Annotated in this window: 13 protein-coding genes; 9 read left to right on the forward strand and 4 right to left on the reverse strand. The window is 50.8% G+C overall.

The annotated features are described in order from the left end of the window. The first annotated feature begins 66 nt into the window (after positions 1-66). A complete protein-coding gene (pyrD, locus tag RTW80_RS07605) occupies positions 67-1,077 on the forward strand; it encodes a quinone-dependent dihydroorotate dehydrogenase (RefSeq protein ID WP_001295352.1) in 1,011 nt (336 codons plus the stop codon). A 173-nt stretch (positions 1,078-1,250) separates the two neighbouring features. Next, the gene (gene zapC / locus RTW80_RS07610; RefSeq protein WP_001338438.1) at positions 1,251-1,793 is read left to right on the forward strand and encodes a cell division protein ZapC; all 543 of its coding nucleotides are present in this window, start codon (positions 1,251-1,253) and stop codon (positions 1,791-1,793) included. Here zapC and ycbX read toward each other — a convergent pair. After that, positions 1,790-2,899 carry a 6-N-hydroxylaminopurine resistance protein YcbX gene (gene ycbX / locus RTW80_RS07615; protein ID WP_000212426.1) on the reverse strand — a complete coding sequence of 370 codons (1,110 nt, stop codon included), beginning with the start codon at positions 2,897-2,899 and terminating at the stop codon, positions 1,790-1,792. The two genes, zapC and ycbX, sit on opposite strands and share 4 nt — an antisense overlap. A gap of 243 nt (positions 2,900-3,142) precedes the next feature. Between ycbX and rlmKL the strand changes: the two genes are divergently transcribed. From rlmKL to rmf, 6 genes are all read left to right on the forward strand, one after another. Next, a complete protein-coding gene (rlmKL, locus tag RTW80_RS07620; protein ID WP_001086539.1) occupies positions 3,143-5,251 on the forward strand; it encodes a bifunctional 23S rRNA (guanine(2069)-N(7))-methyltransferase RlmK/23S rRNA (guanine(2445)-N(2))-methyltransferase RlmL in 2,109 nt (702 codons plus the stop codon). An 11-nt stretch (positions 5,252-5,262) separates the two neighbouring features. Then, entirely contained in the window at positions 5,263-7,170 is a 1,908-nt protein-coding gene (locus tag RTW80_RS07625) for an ABC transporter ATP-binding protein (protein ID WP_000053099.1), read from the forward strand. 129 nt (positions 7,171-7,299) lie between these two features. Continuing rightward, on the forward strand, positions 7,300-8,553 hold the full coding sequence (gene pqiA / locus RTW80_RS07630; protein ID WP_000333176.1) for a membrane integrity-associated transporter subunit PqiA: 1,254 nt from the start codon (positions 7,300-7,302) through the stop codon (positions 8,551-8,553). A gap of 4 nt (positions 8,554-8,557) precedes the next feature. Further along, positions 8,558-10,198, forward strand: coding sequence for an intermembrane transport protein PqiB (gene pqiB, locus RTW80_RS07635; protein ID WP_000445533.1), 1,641 nt, complete (start codon positions 8,558-8,560; stop codon positions 10,196-10,198). Continuing rightward, positions 10,195-10,758 (forward strand): membrane integrity-associated transporter subunit PqiC, encoded by a 564-nt coding sequence (gene pqiC / locus RTW80_RS07640; RefSeq protein ID WP_000759120.1) that lies wholly within the window; start codon positions 10,195-10,197, stop codon positions 10,756-10,758. Before pqiB ends, pqiC begins: the two co-directional genes overlap by 4 nt. A gap of 255 nt (positions 10,759-11,013) precedes the next feature. Then, the gene (gene rmf / locus RTW80_RS07645) at positions 11,014-11,181 is read left to right on the forward strand and encodes a ribosome modulation factor (RefSeq protein ID WP_000828646.1); all 168 of its coding nucleotides are present in this window, start codon (positions 11,014-11,016) and stop codon (positions 11,179-11,181) included. A gap of 69 nt (positions 11,182-11,250) precedes the next feature. Here rmf and fabA read toward each other — a convergent pair whose 3' ends face one another. Both fabA and RTW80_RS07655 read right to left on the reverse strand, forming a co-directional pair. After that, positions 11,251-11,769, reverse strand: coding sequence for a 3-hydroxyacyl-[acyl-carrier-protein] dehydratase FabA (fabA, locus tag RTW80_RS07650; RefSeq protein WP_063119280.1), 519 nt, complete (start codon positions 11,767-11,769; stop codon positions 11,251-11,253). A gap of 68 nt (positions 11,770-11,837) precedes the next feature. Further along, positions 11,838-13,598 (reverse strand): Lon protease family protein, encoded by a 1,761-nt coding sequence (locus RTW80_RS07655; protein ID WP_000156518.1) that lies wholly within the window; start codon positions 13,596-13,598, stop codon positions 11,838-11,840. A 185-nt stretch (positions 13,599-13,783) separates the two neighbouring features. Between RTW80_RS07655 and matP the strand changes: the two genes are divergently transcribed. Then, positions 13,784-14,236 carry a macrodomain Ter protein MatP gene (gene matP / locus RTW80_RS07660; protein WP_000877161.1) on the forward strand — a complete coding sequence of 151 codons (453 nt, stop codon included), beginning with the start codon at positions 13,784-13,786 and terminating at the stop codon, positions 14,234-14,236. Between the two features lie 75 nt (positions 14,237-14,311). On the opposite strand, the gene ompA is transcribed toward matP, so the two are convergent. Then, on the reverse strand, positions 14,312-15,352 hold the full coding sequence (ompA, locus tag RTW80_RS07665) for a porin OmpA (RefSeq protein ID WP_000750416.1): 1,041 nt from the start codon (positions 15,350-15,352) through the stop codon (positions 14,312-14,314). Positions 15,353-15,456 lie beyond the last annotated feature (104 nt).

A 15,456-nucleotide genomic window follows, 5' to 3' on the forward strand; every position in this document is an offset into this window, starting at 1 on the left:
TCCCTTTTGGTCCGAACTCGCACATAATACGCCCCCGGTTTGCACACCGGGAATCCAGGAGAGTTCATGTACTACCCCTTCGTTCGTAAAGCCCTTTTCCAGCTCGATCCAGAGCGCGCTCATGAGTTTACTTTTCAGCAATTACGCCGTATTACAGGAACGCCGTTTGAAGCACTGGTGCGGCAGAAAGTGCCTGCGAAACCTGTTAACTGCATGGGCCTGACGTTTAAAAATCCGCTTGGTCTGGCAGCCGGTCTTGATAAAGACGGGGAGTGCATTGACGCGTTAGGCGCGATGGGATTTGGATCGATCGAGATCGGTACCGTCACGCCACGTCCACAGCCAGGTAATGACAAGCCGCGTCTCTTTCGTCTGGTAGATGCCGAAGGTTTGATCAACCGTATGGGCTTTAATAATCTTGGCGTTGATAACCTCGTAGAGAACGTAAAAAAGGCCCATTATGACGGCGTCCTGGGTATTAACATCGGCAAAAATAAAGATACGCCAGTGGAGCAGGGCAAAGATGACTATCTGATTTGTATGGAAAAAATCTATGCCTATGCGGGATATATCGCCATCAATATTTCATCGCCGAATACCCCAGGATTACGCACGCTGCAATATGGTGAAGCGCTGGATGATCTCTTAACCGCGATTAAAAATAAGCAAAATGATTTGCAAGCGATGCACCATAAATATGTGCCGATCGCAGTGAAGATCGCGCCGGATCTTTCTGAAGAAGAATTGATCCAGGTTGCCGATAGTTTAGTTCGCCATAATATTGATGGCGTTATTGCAACCAATACCACACTCGATCGTTCTCTTGTTCAGGGAATGAAAAATTGCGATCAAACCGGTGGCTTAAGTGGTCGTCCGCTTCAGTTAAAAAGCACCGAAATTATTCGCCGCTTGTCACTGGAATTAAACGGTCGCTTACCGATCATCGGTGTTGGCGGCATCGACTCGGTTATCGCTGCGCGTGAAAAGATTGCTGCGGGTGCCTCACTGGTGCAAATTTATTCTGGTTTTATTTTTAAAGGTCCGCCGCTGATTAAAGAAATCGTTACCCATATCTAATTATTTCTTCGAATTCCTCTTTATAAGATAATCAGGGCTTTATTTTCAGCCCTGGTTGTTTTATATTCATCTCTGTTGCTTATTTAGACATTTTGTACTTTTATTGTTGAGGTTATTAAGCGAAGCGACAATGGATTGTGTTGCTGCGGTTTTATAGGGTAGGGGAGAGGCAGATGCGAATTAAACCAGACGATAACTGGCGTTGGTATTACGATGAAGAGCACGATCGAATGATGCTCGATTTAGCCAATGGTATGCTATTTCGCTCACGTTTTGCGCGCAAGATGTTGACTCCAGATGCCTTTTCTCCCGCAGGCTTTTGCGTTGACGACGCCGCGCTCTATTTCTCTTTTGAAGAAAAGTGCCGCGATTTTAATTTATCTAAAGAACAAAAAGCCGAACTGGTGCTGAATGCACTGGTAGCAATTCGCTATCTCAAACCGCAAATGCCGAAAAGCTGGCATTTTGTTTCCCATGGTGAAATGTGGGTGCCCATGCCGGGCGATGCGGCCTGCGTTTGGTTGAGCGATACTCACGAGCAGGTCAATTTGCTGGTCGTTGAATCTGGCGAAAATGCCGCACTATGCCTGCTGGCACAACCCTGCGTTGTTATTGCGGGTCGCGCGATGCAGTTGGGCGACGCCATTAAAATCATGAACGACAGGCTGAAACCGCAGGTTAATGTTGACAGCTTCAGCTTCGAACAGGCAGTCTAACGCGCCAACTTAAGTGCAGTCTTCGGTACACAGCTACAGCAAAGAATGGTGCCATCATCGCCCATTGCTGATTTTTTCAGCGGCGTGACTTCGCCTTCTAAAAGCTGAACACGGCAACTTCCACAAATGCCCGCGCGGCAAGAATAAGGGATACGAATTCCCTGATTTTCTAATTGCTCCAGCAACACCTGTTGGTTATTTCCACGAAATGCCTGTCCCTGCCAGTCAATATCTACATTTGCGTCCGGTTGTTGCGTGATGTTGGCGGTATCATCAGCGGCAGCTGCGCCGTAAATTTTTGCCGGAGCCGTTGCCAGAATTTCCACCTCATCGCCAACGCGAATCACGCCGCTATTACGGGCAATTAAATTCTGACCAAAATCGACATCGCCGTTATCCTGGGCAGTGCGGAAAGATTGCAATGTTTTTAATGGTTCGCCTGCCGGATGTTTTTGCCCTTTTTCTGGGCTGACGGTGGTGAAAATACAGCGGCTACAAGGTTTAACCACATCAAACACCACATCACCAATGCGAATCACTTTCCAGCGATCTTCTTCCCAGGCTGACGCGCCGGAAACCACCAGATTGGGGCGGAATTGCTCCATTTTTACACTGGCCGGACAACGTTGTTGGAGATCACGTAACGAGGCTTCGTTAGCAAGAAGGTAAGGATAGCCATCAGCAAATGACAGAGGTACAGTGTTGTGGCGTTTCACGCGCCGGGTCATTTGTGGCCCCACCCAGCGTAATTGCACTTCGCGGGAGAAAAATCCACTTAGCCATTTGTTGATCGCGTCTGGCGCAATTCGCGCGGTAAAATGTGTGCCCCAAACTTCGGTTGGTGCGTCTTGTGTGGCGAAATCAGCAAAACGAACATATGCGCTACTGCCATCTGGTGCGGTGAGATGCAAGCCATCATGCACAGGTGAAGGAGTAAACCGTACCATCTGGGGAAACTGGCGAGCGGTAATAAACGTACCGTCAGGTTCCGTGATCATAAAGATGCGATCGAAGGCCAGACCACTGACATCTGCCAGAGCATGTGTAAGACCAATGCCGCGCATCGATTTAACAGGATGAATAAAAAGCCGGATTAATGTCGCCACGGTGCGGTCCTCAAATGAAAATAAGCCCTCAACTTTATGACATGACGCGCTTATTAGCTATAATGCGCAACAATTTTCTTAGCGCCTGTCCCATTAGGCTATTTTATTTGTCAGTTTGGCCCTGGGTTATGCTCGAAATCCTCACGTACTTGTGTACGCTCCGGTTTCTCCGCGCTGTCCATGTCCAGACTGACTGCAACAATTACGCCTACTGCGGTAGGCTCTTAGAGTAAAAGTGACGATATGAATTCTCTGTTTGCCAGTACGGCCCGTGGGCTGGAAGAGCTGTTAAAAACTGAACTGGAAAACCTGGGGGCCGTTGAATGCCAGGTGGTTCAGGGTGGGGTCCATTTCAAGGGCGACACACGGCTTGTTTACCAGAGCCTGATGTGGAGCCGCCTGGCCTCGCGTATTATGTTGCCGCTGGGCGAGTGTAAGGTTTACAGCGATTTAGACCTCTATCTCGGTGTTCAGGCGATCAACTGGACAGAGATGTTTAATCCTGGCGCGACCTTCGCTGTCCACTTCAGTGGTTTGAATGACACCATCCGCAACAGTCAGTACGGCGCGATGAAAGTGAAAGACGCGATCGTCGATGCTTTCACGCGGAAAAATCTGCCGCGTCCAAATGTTGATCGCGATGCGCCGGATATCCGCGTTAACGTCTGGCTGCATAAAGAAACCGCCAGTATCGCTCTTGATCTGAGTGGTGATGGTTTACATCTGCGTGGCTATCGCGATCGTGCTGGTATTGCGCCGATCAAAGAAACCCTGGCAGCCGCTATTGTGATGCGATCCGGCTGGCAGCCAGGAACACCGCTGCTCGATCCGATGTGTGGTTCCGGTACGTTGCTGATTGAAGCAGCGATGCTGGCGACCGATCGCGCACCAGGCTTGCACCGTGGGCGTTGGGGCTTTAGCGGCTGGGCGCAGCATGATGAAGCTATCTGGCAGGAAGTGAAAGCGGAAGCGCAAACTCGCGCCCGTAAAGGCCTGGCTGAGTATAGCTCTCATTTTTACGGTTCGGACAGCGACGCACGGGTGATTCAACGTGCACGCACTAACGCCCGTCTTGCGGGGATTGGTGAACTGATCACCTTTGAGGTGAAAGATGTCGCGCAACTGACCAATCCGCTGCCGAAAGGGCCGTACGGCACAGTGTTGAGCAACCCGCCATACGGGGAACGTCTGGACAGCGAACCGGCGCTGATTGCGCTGCATAGCCTGCTGGGTCGGATCATGAAAAACCAGTTTGGTGGCTGGAATCTCTCTTTGTTTAGTGCCTCGCCGGATCTGCTAAGCTGCTTGCAGCTGCGTGCAGACAAACAGTACAAGGCGAAAAACGGCCCGCTGGACTGCGTACAGAAAAATTACCACGTTGCCGAAAGCACTCCAGACAGCAAACCGGCGATGGTAGCGGAAGACTACACCAACCGCCTGCGTAAGAACCTCAAAAAATTCGAGAAGTGGGCTCGCCAGGAAGGGATTGAATGTTACCGCCTGTATGACGCCGATCTGCCAGAATATAACGTTGCCGTTGACCGTTATGCCGACTGGGTGGTGGTGCAGGAGTATGCGCCGCCAAAAACTATTGATGCTCACAAAGCGCGTCAGCGTCTGTTCGATATTATCGCTGCAACCATTTCGGTACTGGGGATTGCGCCAAACAAACTGGTGCTGAAAACCCGTGAACGCCAGAAGGGCAAAAACCAATACCAGAAACTGGGCGAGAAGGGCGAGTTTCTTGAAGTTACCGAATATAACGCTCACTTGTGGGTGAACCTGACGGATTATCTCGATACTGGTCTGTTCCTCGATCACCGCATCGCCCGTCGTATGCTCGGTCAGATGAGCAAAGGCAAAGATTTCCTCAACCTGTTCTCTTATACCGGCAGCGCCACCGTGCATGCGGGATTAGGCGGTGCACGCAGCACCACCACCGTGGATATGTCGCGTACTTATCTGGAATGGGCAGAACGCAACCTGCGTCTGAATGGCCTGACCGGGCGTGCGCATCGCCTGATTCAGGCCGATTGCCTGGCGTGGCTGCGTGAGGCAAATGAACAGTTCGATCTGATCTTTATCGATCCGCCAACCTTCTCTAACTCAAAACGAATGGAAGATGCGTTTGATGTTCAGCGCGATCATCTGGCGCTGATGAAAGATTTGAAACGTCTGCTGCGTGCAGGTGGGACGATCATGTTCTCGAACAACAAACGTGGCTTCCGTATGGATCTCGACGGCCTGGCAAAACTGGGACTGAAAGCACAAGAAATTACGCAAAAAACGCTCTCCCAGGATTTCGCCCGTAACCGCCAGATCCACAACTGCTGGCTGATTACCGCAGCCTGAAAGGAATAGTAATGTCATTAATCAGTATGCATGGCGCATGGCTGTCGTTCAGCGACGCGCCGCTTCTCGATAACGCAGAACTGCATATCGAAGATAACGAACGTGTTTGTCTGGTGGGCCGCAACGGCGCAGGCAAATCGACGTTAATGAAAATCCTCAACCGTGAACAAGGGCTGGATGACGGTCGCATTATTTACGAGCAAGATTTGATTGTAGCGCGTCTGCAACAGGATCCGCCGCGTAACGTTGAGGGTAGCGTTTATGATTTCGTTGCCGAAGGCATTGAAGAACAAGCGGAATATCTGAAACGCTATCACGATATTTCGCGCCTGGTGATGAACGACCCGAGCGAGAAAAATCTCAACGAACTGGCGAAGGTTCAGGAACAGCTGGATCACCACAACCTGTGGCAGCTGGAAAACCGCATCAACGAAGTGCTGGCGCAACTGGGGTTAGATCCTAACGTTGCGCTGTCGTCGCTTTCCGGCGGCTGGTTGCGTAAAGCGGCATTAGGACGCGCGCTGGTGAGTAATCCGCGCGTGCTGTTGCTTGATGAACCGACAAACCACCTGGATATTGAAACCATCGACTGGCTGGAAGGGTTTTTGAAAACTTTCAACGGGACGATTATTTTCATCTCCCACGACCGTTCGTTTATCCGCAATATGGCGACGCGCATTGTTGATCTCGATCGCGGCAAGCTGGTGACCTATCCAGGGAATTACGACCAGTACCTGCTGGAAAAAGAAGAAGCCCTGCGCGTGGAAGAATTACAAAATGCCGAGTTCGATCGCAAACTGGCGCAGGAAGAGGTGTGGATCCGCCAGGGGATCAAAGCACGCCGTACCCGTAATGAAGGCCGCGTACGCGCCCTGAAAGCGATGCGTCGCGAACGTGGTGAACGTCGCGAAGTGATGGGTACCGCAAAGATGCAGGTGGAAGAGGCCAGCCGCTCCGGTAAAATCGTTTTCGAAATGGAAGACGTTTGCTACCAGGTTAACGGTAAGCAACTGGTGAAAGATTTTTCTGCCCAGGTTCTACGTGGCGACAAAATTGCCCTGATTGGTCCGAATGGGTGCGGCAAAACCACGCTGCTAAAACTGATGCTCGGTCAGCTTCAAGCGGACAGCGGGCGTATTCACGTTGGCACCAAACTGGAAGTGGCTTATTTCGATCAGCACCGCGCGGAACTGGATCCCGATAAAACGGTGATGGATAACCTTGCCGAAGGTAAGCAAGAGGTGATGGTTAACGGCAAGCCACGCCACGTATTGGGCTATTTGCAGGACTTTCTGTTCCATCCGAAACGGGCGATGACGCCGGTACGTGCGCTTTCTGGCGGTGAGCGGAACCGCTTGCTGCTGGCGCGTTTGTTCCTCAAACCAAGCAACTTATTGATTCTTGACGAACCGACCAACGATCTTGATGTCGAAACGCTGGAACTGCTGGAAGAACTGATCGACAGCTATCAGGGCACGGTATTGCTGGTTAGCCACGATCGTCAGTTTGTCGATAACACCGTTACAGAATGTTGGATCTTCGAAGGCGGCGGTAAAATTGGTCGTTATGTCGGCGGTTATCATGATGCCCGTGGTCAGCAAGAGCAGTATGTGGCGCTCAAACAGCCTGCGGTGAAAAAAACCGAAGAAGCCGCCGCGGCAAAAGCAGAAACTGTAAAACGCAGCAGTAGCAAACTAAGCTATAAATTGCAGCGCGAACTGGAGCAGCTACCGCAATTGCTCGAAGATCTGGAGGCGAAGCTGGAAGCCCTACAGACGCAAGTGGCGGATGCTTCCTTCTTCAGTCAGCCGCATGAGCAGACGCAAAAAGTGCTTGCTGATATGGCTGCTGCAGAGCAGGAGCTGGAGCAAGCCTTTGAACGCTGGGAGTATCTTGAAGCGTTAAAAAATGGTGGCTGATCGCAAAATAGTCGATTTAAACAGAGACAGCTGACAACGGTAAAATTGCCTGATGAACTGGGTTTATCAGGCATGAAAACCAACACTTTGTTAGTCATCTGTAAAATAGCGCATCATTAAGGAGTACCAATGTGCGAACATCATCATGCCGCGAAGCACATCCTGTGCTCGCAGTGTGACATGCTGGTGGCGTTACCGCGCCTTGAGCATGGTCAGAAAGCGGCATGTCCCCGGTGTGGCACAACGTTAACCGTGGCGTGGGATGCCCCTCGGCAGCGTCCCACCGCCTATGCGTTGGCTGCACTGTTCATGCTGTTGCTGTCCAACTTGTTTCCTTTTGTGAATATGAACGTTGCAGGAGTTACCAGTGAAATTACATTACTGGAAATTCCCGGCGTGCTTTTTTCTGAGGACTACGCCAGCCTCGGCACCTTTTTCCTGTTGTTTGTGCAACTGGTTCCCGCGTTTTGTCTGATAACCATTCTGTTACTGGTGAATCGCGCGGAATTACCGGTCCGTTTAAAAGAGCAACTGGCACGGGTGCTTTTTCAACTCAAAACCTGGGGAATGGCGGAGATTTTCCTCGCTGGTGTGCTGGTCAGTTTCGTTAAACTGATGGCTTACGGCAGCATTGGGGTAGGCAGCAGCTTTCTCCCCTGGTGTTTATTTTGTGTCCTGCAACTGCGCGCTTTTCAGTGCGTTGATCGTCGCTGGTTATGGGACGACATCGCCCCGATGCCAGAACTGCGCCAGCCGCTAAAACCAGGCGTCACGGGGATACGTCAGGGGCTGCGTTCGTGCTCCTGTTGTACGGCAATCCTTCCTGCTGATGAACCCGTGTGCCCGCGTTGTAGTACCAAAGGGTACGTTCGGCGTAGAAACAGCCTGCAGTGGACACTCGCGCTGCTTGTAACGTCCATCATGCTGTATCTTCCGGCTAATATTTTGCCCATCATGGTGACGGATTTATTAGGCTCGAAGATGCCGTCGACGATTCTCGCTGGGGTCATTCTGTTATGGAGCGAAGGCTCTTATCCCGTCGCTGCGGTGATCTTTCTGGCCAGTATTATGGTGCCAACGTTAAAGATGATCGCCATCGCGTGGCTGTGTTGGGATGCTAAAGGGCATGGCAAGCGCGACAGTGAAAGAATGCATTTGATTTATGAAGTTGTTGAGTTTGTAGGCCGCTGGTCGATGATTGACGTTTTCGTTATCGCGGTGCTCTCGGCGCTGGTGCGTATGGGAGGTTTAATGAGTATTTATCCGGCAATGGGTGCATTAATGTTTGCTTTAGTCGTCATAATGACAATGTTTTCTGCTATGACGTTTGACCCGCGTTTGTCGTGGGATCGTCAACCTGAATCAGAGCATGAGGAGTCCTGACAGTATGGAATCTAATAATGGGGAAGCCAAAATCCAGAAAGTGAAGAACTGGTCTCCCGTGTGGATATTTCCTATCGTCACGGCGCTCATTGGGGCCTGGGTTCTTTTTTATCATTACAGCCATCAGGGACCGGAAGTGACCCTGATCACCGCGAATGCGGAAGGAATTGAAGGTGGCAAAACCACCATTAAAAGCCGTAGCGTTGACGTCGGCGTGGTTGAAAGCGCCACACTGGCTGATGATTTGACGCACGTTGAAATCAAAGCGCGGCTGAATTCCGGTATGGAAAAATTGCTGCATAAAGACACCGTCTTTTGGGTGGTGAAACCGCAGATTGGTCGCGAAGGGATTAGCGGCCTGGGAACGCTGCTGTCTGGAGTTTATATCGAACTGCAGCCAGGCGCGAAAGGCAGCAAAATGGATAAATACGATTTGCTGGACTCGCCACCGTTGGCCCCGCCTGATGCGAAAGGTATCCGTGTGATTCTCGATAGCAAAAAAGCCGGGCAGCTCTCGCCAGGAGATCCGGTGCTGTTCCGTGGCTATCGGGTAGGTTCGGTTGAAACCAGCACCTTCGATACACAAAAACGCAATATCAGCTATCAACTGTTCATCAATGCACCTTATGACCGACTGGTGACCAACAATGTTCGCTTCTGGAAAGATAGTGGCATTGCGGTTGATCTGACGTCAGCAGGGATGCGTGTGGAGATGGGCTCATTGACAACGCTGCTGAGTGGCGGTGTCAGCTTTGATGTGCCGGAAGGTCTGGATTTAGGGCAGCCAGTGGCACCGAAAACAGCTTTCGTTTTGTATGATGATCAGAAGAGCATTCAGGATTCGTTGTACACCGATCACATTGATTATCTGATGTTCTTTAAAGATTCGGTACGCGGTCTGCAACCGGGAGCTCCGGTAGAGTTCCGGGGTATTCGCCTGGGTACCGTAAGCAAAGTGCCATTCTTTGCGCCGAATATGCGTCAGACATTTAACGATGATTACCGTATTCCGGTACTGATTCGTATCGAGCCAGAGCGGCTGAAAATGCAGCTTGGCGAAAATGCGGATGTTGTTGAGCACCTTGGCGAATTGTTGAAACGTGGTTTACGCGGATCGCTGAAAACCGGAAACCTGGTCACTGGTGCACTGTATGTTGATCTCGATTTCTATCCAAATACGCCTGCAATAACCGGTATTCGTGAATTTAATGGTTATCAGATTATCCCGACCGTTAGCGGCGGCCTGGCGCAAATCCAGCAACGACTGATGGAAGCGTTGGATAAGATCAACAAACTGCCATTGAATCCGATGATTGAACAGGCAACCAGTACGCTTTCTGAAAGTCAGCGCACAATGAAAAACCTGCAAACGACGCTGGATAGCATGAACAAGATCCTCGCTAGCCAGTCGATGCAGCAGTTGCCGACGGATATGCAGTCAACGTTGCGTGAATTGAATCGCAGCATGCAGGGCTTCCAGCCTGGCTCCGCAGCCTACAACAAGATGGTGGCGGATATGCAGCGCCTTGATCAGGTGTTGCGAGAACTGCAACCGGTGCTGAAAACGCTCAATGAGAAGAGTAACGCGCTGGTATTTGAAGCGAAGGACAAAAAAGATCCAGAGCCGAAGAGGGCGAAACAATGAAAAAGTGGCTAGTGACGATTGCAGCACTGTGGCTGGCCGGATGCAGCTCCGGCGAAATTAATAAAAACTATTACCAGTTACCTGTGGTGCAGAGCGGTACACAAAGTACCGCCAGCCAGGGCAATCGTCTGTTATGGGTAGAGCAGGTCACTGTTCCTGACTATCTGGCGGGGAATGGTGTGGTTTATCAAACCAGTGATGTGAAGTATGTGATTGCCAACAACAACTTGTGGGCCAGCCCGTTGGATCAACAGTTGCGCAACACCCTGGTTGCCAACCTGAGTACGCAACTGCCCGGCTGGGTGGTTGCCTCCCAGCCTCTGGGAAGCGCCCAGGACACGCTCAATGTTACCGTAACGGAGTTTAACGGTCGCTATGATGGCAAGGTCATTGTCAGTGGTGAGTGGCTGTTGAACCACCAGGGACAACTGATCAAACGTCCGTTCCGTCTGGAAGGAGTGCAAACTCAGGATGGTTACGATGAGATGGTTAAAGTGCTGGCCGGTGTCTGGAGTCAGGAAGCCGCTTCTATTGCACAAGAGATAAAGCGTCTACCTTAATTATAAAGATTTGTAAATATAACCGTCTCCGGTATGTTGCCTGAGGCGGTTTTTTTGTCTCTAACGTGCGGAAAAATTTGTTCCTCTTCACATTTTTTGTACAACCGACATGCCCGTGTAGCTCACAAATATGACAGTGGCGTGAATTTTGCGCATTGACGGCAGTTATGATTCGCGGTATTGCTTAACTGTGATTGCACATTTAGTAATCACTGTTTTCTTTTCCACCAGAAACCAGTATGAGGGAAACGAGGCATGAAGAGACAAAAACGAGATCGCCTGGAACGGGCACATCAACGTGGTTATCAGGCCGGCATCGCCGGACACTCAAAAGAAATGTGTCCCTATCAGACGCTGAATCAAAGGTCACAATGGCTGGGAGGCTGGCGAGAAGCCATGGCGGACAGGGTAGTAATGGCCTGATTCTGTCTCTTTAAAAAGAAACCTCCGCATTGCGGAGGTTTCGCCTTTTGATACTCTGTCTGATTATAATCAGAAGGCAGACGTATCCTGGAACAGACCGACTTTCAGGTCGCTGGCGGTATAGATCAGACGACCATCAACCAGCACTTCGCCATCCGCCAGGCCCATAATCAGACGACGGTTAACAATGCGTTTAAAGTGAATACGGTAGGTCACTTTTTTCGCTGTCGGCAGTACCTGACCAGTGAATTTCACTTCGCCAACGCCCAGCGCGCGGCCTTTACCTTCGCCGCCCAGCCAGCCGAGGTAGAACCCTACCAGCTGCCACATTGCGTCCAGGCCCAGGCATCCCGGCATAACCGGATCGCCAATAAAGTGGCATCCGAAGAACCACAGATCCGGATTGATATCCAGTTCTGCTTCAACATACCCTTTGTCGAATTTACCACCCGTTTCGGTCATTTTGACCACACGGTCCATCATCAGCATGTTCGGTGCTGGCAATTGCGGGCCTTTAGCGCCAAACAGTTCACCGCGACCAGAGGCAAGAAGGTCTTCTTTTGTATAGGATTCGCGTTTATCTACCATGTTCTCTGTAAGCCTTATTTTATTGAAGCACGCAGGATAGCTAACACGTGTACGCTGAACAAGTCCGATCAGTTCGGAATAAACCAGTTCAGCCAACGTAATGGCCATGGAAAACGGTGACGTCCTTCCTGTTGCGATGCTTGCGCGATACGTTCCTGGATGGTTTGCATCAGCGTCGTTTGGCCTTCGCCATCCCACACCAGATTTAATAATAACGGCAGTGCGTCAGTCACATCGTCTACTGCCCAGATGGTGAATTTGCCTTCTTCTACCGCTTTCACCAGTTCACTGTGAAGACTTAAATGGCGAACGTTAGCTGTGGGGATAATGACACCTTGTTTCCCGGTTAACTCACGTTGCTGGCAAATAGCAAAGAAGCCTTCGATTTTCTCATTTAAACCACCGACCGGCTGGGCGCGACCGAACTGATCGACTGAACCTGTGATAGCGATACTCTGATTCACCGGCACATCGGCGAGGGCGCTTATCAGGGCGCAGAGTTCAGCCATCGAGGCACTATCTCCATCAACTTCACTGTATGACTGCTCAAATGTCAGCGATGCTGAGAAGGGGATCTGTTGCTCAAGCTGTAGTTCCGACATCAGGAACGCTTGCATGATCATCATCCCTTTCGCATGGATATTGCCGCCAAGCTCCGCTTTGCGTTCGATGTCGGTGAATTCACCATCGCCAATATGCACAACGCAGCTAATGCGAGAAGGTTCGCCAAAAGCGCGTGGATGACCCGGAAATTCAATGACCGAAAGGGCGTTAATTTGCCCGATGCGTTCGCCTTCGGTTTCAATCAGGATTTGCTCCTGAAGGATCTCATCCTGCATACGTTCAGCGAGGAAACCTTCGCGCCATTCACGCTGCTGCAGCATTAAGTTTAGCTGCTCGCCGGAGAAGGTGTCGCCATCACACAGGGAGGCGACCTCTTTACACTGGCGGAGGATCCACTGCGGGCTAAGCGGAAGTGTTTCTTGTTCACCGGTGTAGCGTGCTGCTTCGCGGATAAGTATCGGCCAGGCATCCGCTCCCGGTGCAGGTAAGTGATTATGTCTGGCGGTAAATGTCACCCAGCGACACCACTGGGTTACTGACTCCGCATCGACAATCTGCAGAGTATCTTCAAATTCGCTATAAATAGCCTGCTCTGAAAGCTCTGGCTCCATCTCCTGGAAATCAGCCAATGATTCGCGTTCGCCTACCAGAATGACTTTCAGCTTCAATGGCATCGAAGGCACAGAGACGGGGAGAGGGCGCGACTCATCAAACGCAACCCAGTCAAAACGCTCGCGGTTAACGATATTTTTCAGCCGCATCCACAGCAGAGGTTGCGCCAGCAGTGTACGCAAAGAGATGATGAGAATACCGCCATTTGCCTGATGCACCAGACCAGGCTGCAGGGTAATGTCGCCATTAAACTGGCGCAGGCAGCCAAAGAGTTGCTCCGCTTCTACCCAGTCGGCAGCGACAACTTGCGTTAAAGTCGCAAAATTATCATCTGCACTCACTGCGTGACGTAAGCGGATGGAGTGGCCGGAAACCTCATAGTGACCGCCCACCAGTTGGCCTGCATCGCTTTGTAGCGTACGCGCGGCATTGGCAATAAGATTCAGATACTCAGACTCTTCCGGGGCCTTCGCCAGCATAAAAGAGGAGGATGCTCGCGTATGCAGCAACTGCTCCAGCGCAAATTGCAGCCGCGGTTGAGTATCACTGAATAAAGGATCGTTTTCGTCAATCAAATGTGGCTGAGCAAATATTTCCTGATAGCTATCGGTATCAGGAACCAGGTCACGCCATGCAAGTTTCGTAATGGTCAAAGTTGATGTTTTTTAGTCTGTTGTCAAAGCCGCGATTATACCGTAACCGGCACTACAGCACACGTAGAAAGCACCGACAATACTCCTGGCATGGGCGTTAAAGCTCACAGGATGGAGATTCTTTTCTTCACTGGCCTAAAAAGCTGATATTCTGTAAAGAGTTACACGGTAACATTGAGATCGCTATGAAATATCAACAACTTGAAAATCTTGAAAGCGGTTGGAAATGGAAGTATCTGGTTAAGAAGCATCGCGAAGGGGAGTTAATCACCCGTTACATAGAAGCCAGTGCCGCCCAGGAAGCCGTCGATGTGTTGCTCTCGCTGGAAAATGAACCCGTGCTGGTAAATGGCTGGATTGACAAGCATATGAATCCGGAACTGGTCAATCGCATGAAGCAAACCATTCGGGCAAGACGAAAGCGCCATTTTAATGCGGAACACCAGCATACGCGCAAAAAATCGATCGATCTGGAATTTATTGTCTGGCAACGTCTGGCTGGTCTTGCGCAGCGTCGCGGTAAAACGCTTTCTGAAACGATTGTTCAGCTGATTGAAGATGCGGAAAACAAAGAGAAATACGCGAATAAAATGTCTTCTCTGAAGCAGGATCTGCAGGCATTGCTGGGTAAGGAATAACTGACGAAAGTCAGTTCAATTTACTAAAGGCAAAAAAAACCCCGCAGCAGCGGGGTTTTTCTACCAGACGAGAACTTAAGCCTGCGGCTGAGTTACAACGTCTTTGATACCTTTAACTTCGATCTCTACGCGACGATCCGGAGCCAGGCAGTCGATCAGTGCAGCACGCTGTTTCACGTTGTCACAGGTGTTGCCAGTAACCGGGTTGGATTCGCCCATACCACGTGCGGAGATCTTGTCTGCCGGGATACCTTTGGAGATCAGGTAATCAACAACAGACTGAGCACGGCGCTCGGACAGACCCTGGTTGTAAGCGTCAGAACCGATGCGGTCGGTGTAACCCAGAACAACTACGGAACCGTCTTTCGGATCCAGGTTGCTCAGCTGGCTGTACAGCTGATCCAGAGCAGCCTGACCTTCCGGTTTCAGGGTTGCTTTGTTGAAGTTGAACAGAACGTCAGACTTCAGAGTGAAGTGCTTGGTCTGTACTTCCGGTGCCGGAGCTGGAGCCGGAGCAACTACTGGAGCTGCTTCGCCCTGACCGAAACGGTAGGAAACACCCAGGCTCAGCATGCCGTTGTCCGGACGAGTGCCGATGGTGTGTGCGTCACCGATGTTGTTGGTCCACTGGTATTCCAGACGGGTAGCGATTTCAGGAGTGATCGCGTACTCAACACCGCCAGCGAAGACCGGAGAAACGCCGGTGTCGTGGTTTTTACCATAAACGTTGGATTTAGTGTCTGCACGCCATACCATACCACCCAGACGAGTGTAGATGTCTAGGTCGTCAGTGATTGGGTAACCCAGTTTAGCGGTCAGTTGAACGCCCTGAGCTTTGTATGCACCGTTTTCAACGCTGCCTTTGTACGGCATACGACCTAACCAGTCGTAACCCATTTCAAAGCCAACATACGGGTTAACCTGGTAACCACCAAAAGCACCAGCGCCCAGTTGGTTTTCATGGGTCGGGCCATTGTTGTTGATGAAACCAGTGTCATGGTACTGGGACCAGCCCAGTTTAGCACCAGTGTACCAGGTGTTATCTTTCGGAGCGGCCTGCGCTACGGTAGCGAAACCAGCCAGTGCCACTGCAATCGCGATAGCTGTCTTTTTCATTTTTTGCGCCTCGTTATCATCCAAAATACGCCATGAATATCTCCAACGAGATAACACGGTTAAATCCTTCACCGGGGGATCTGCTCAATATTAACTCTACCGAT

It is taken from the genome of Escherichia sp. AM3 (assembly GCF_032029835.1).
In the GTDB taxonomy this organism is placed as follows: domain Bacteria; phylum Pseudomonadota; class Gammaproteobacteria; order Enterobacterales; family Enterobacteriaceae; genus Escherichia; species Escherichia coli.

Coding starts and splice junctions, on each gene's coding strand:
- pyrD (WP_001295352.1), top strand. CDS start 67: ATGTACTACCCCTTCGTTCGTAAAGCCCTTTTCCAGCTCGATCCAGAG.
- zapC (WP_001338438.1), top strand. CDS start 1,251: ATGCGAATTAAACCAGACGATAACTGGCGTTGGTATTACGATGAAGAG.
- rlmKL (WP_001086539.1), top strand. CDS start 3,143: ATGAATTCTCTGTTTGCCAGTACGGCCCGTGGGCTGGAAGAGCTGTTA.
- RTW80_RS07625 (WP_000053099.1), top strand. CDS start 5,263: ATGTCATTAATCAGTATGCATGGCGCATGGCTGTCGTTCAGCGACGCG.
- pqiA (WP_000333176.1), top strand. CDS start 7,300: ATGTGCGAACATCATCATGCCGCGAAGCACATCCTGTGCTCGCAGTGT.
- pqiB (WP_000445533.1), top strand. CDS start 8,558: ATGGAATCTAATAATGGGGAAGCCAAAATCCAGAAAGTGAAGAACTGG.
- pqiC (WP_000759120.1), top strand. CDS start 10,195: ATGAAAAAGTGGCTAGTGACGATTGCAGCACTGTGGCTGGCCGGATGC.
- rmf (WP_000828646.1), top strand. CDS start 11,014: ATGAAGAGACAAAAACGAGATCGCCTGGAACGGGCACATCAACGTGGT.
- fabA (WP_063119280.1), bottom strand. CDS start 11,769: ATGGTAGATAAACGCGAATCCTATACAAAAGAAGACCTTCTTGCCTCT.
- matP (WP_000877161.1), top strand. CDS start 13,784: ATGAAATATCAACAACTTGAAAATCTTGAAAGCGGTTGGAAATGGAAG.
- ompA (WP_000750416.1), bottom strand. CDS start 15,352: ATGAAAAAGACAGCTATCGCGATTGCAGTGGCACTGGCTGGTTTCGCT.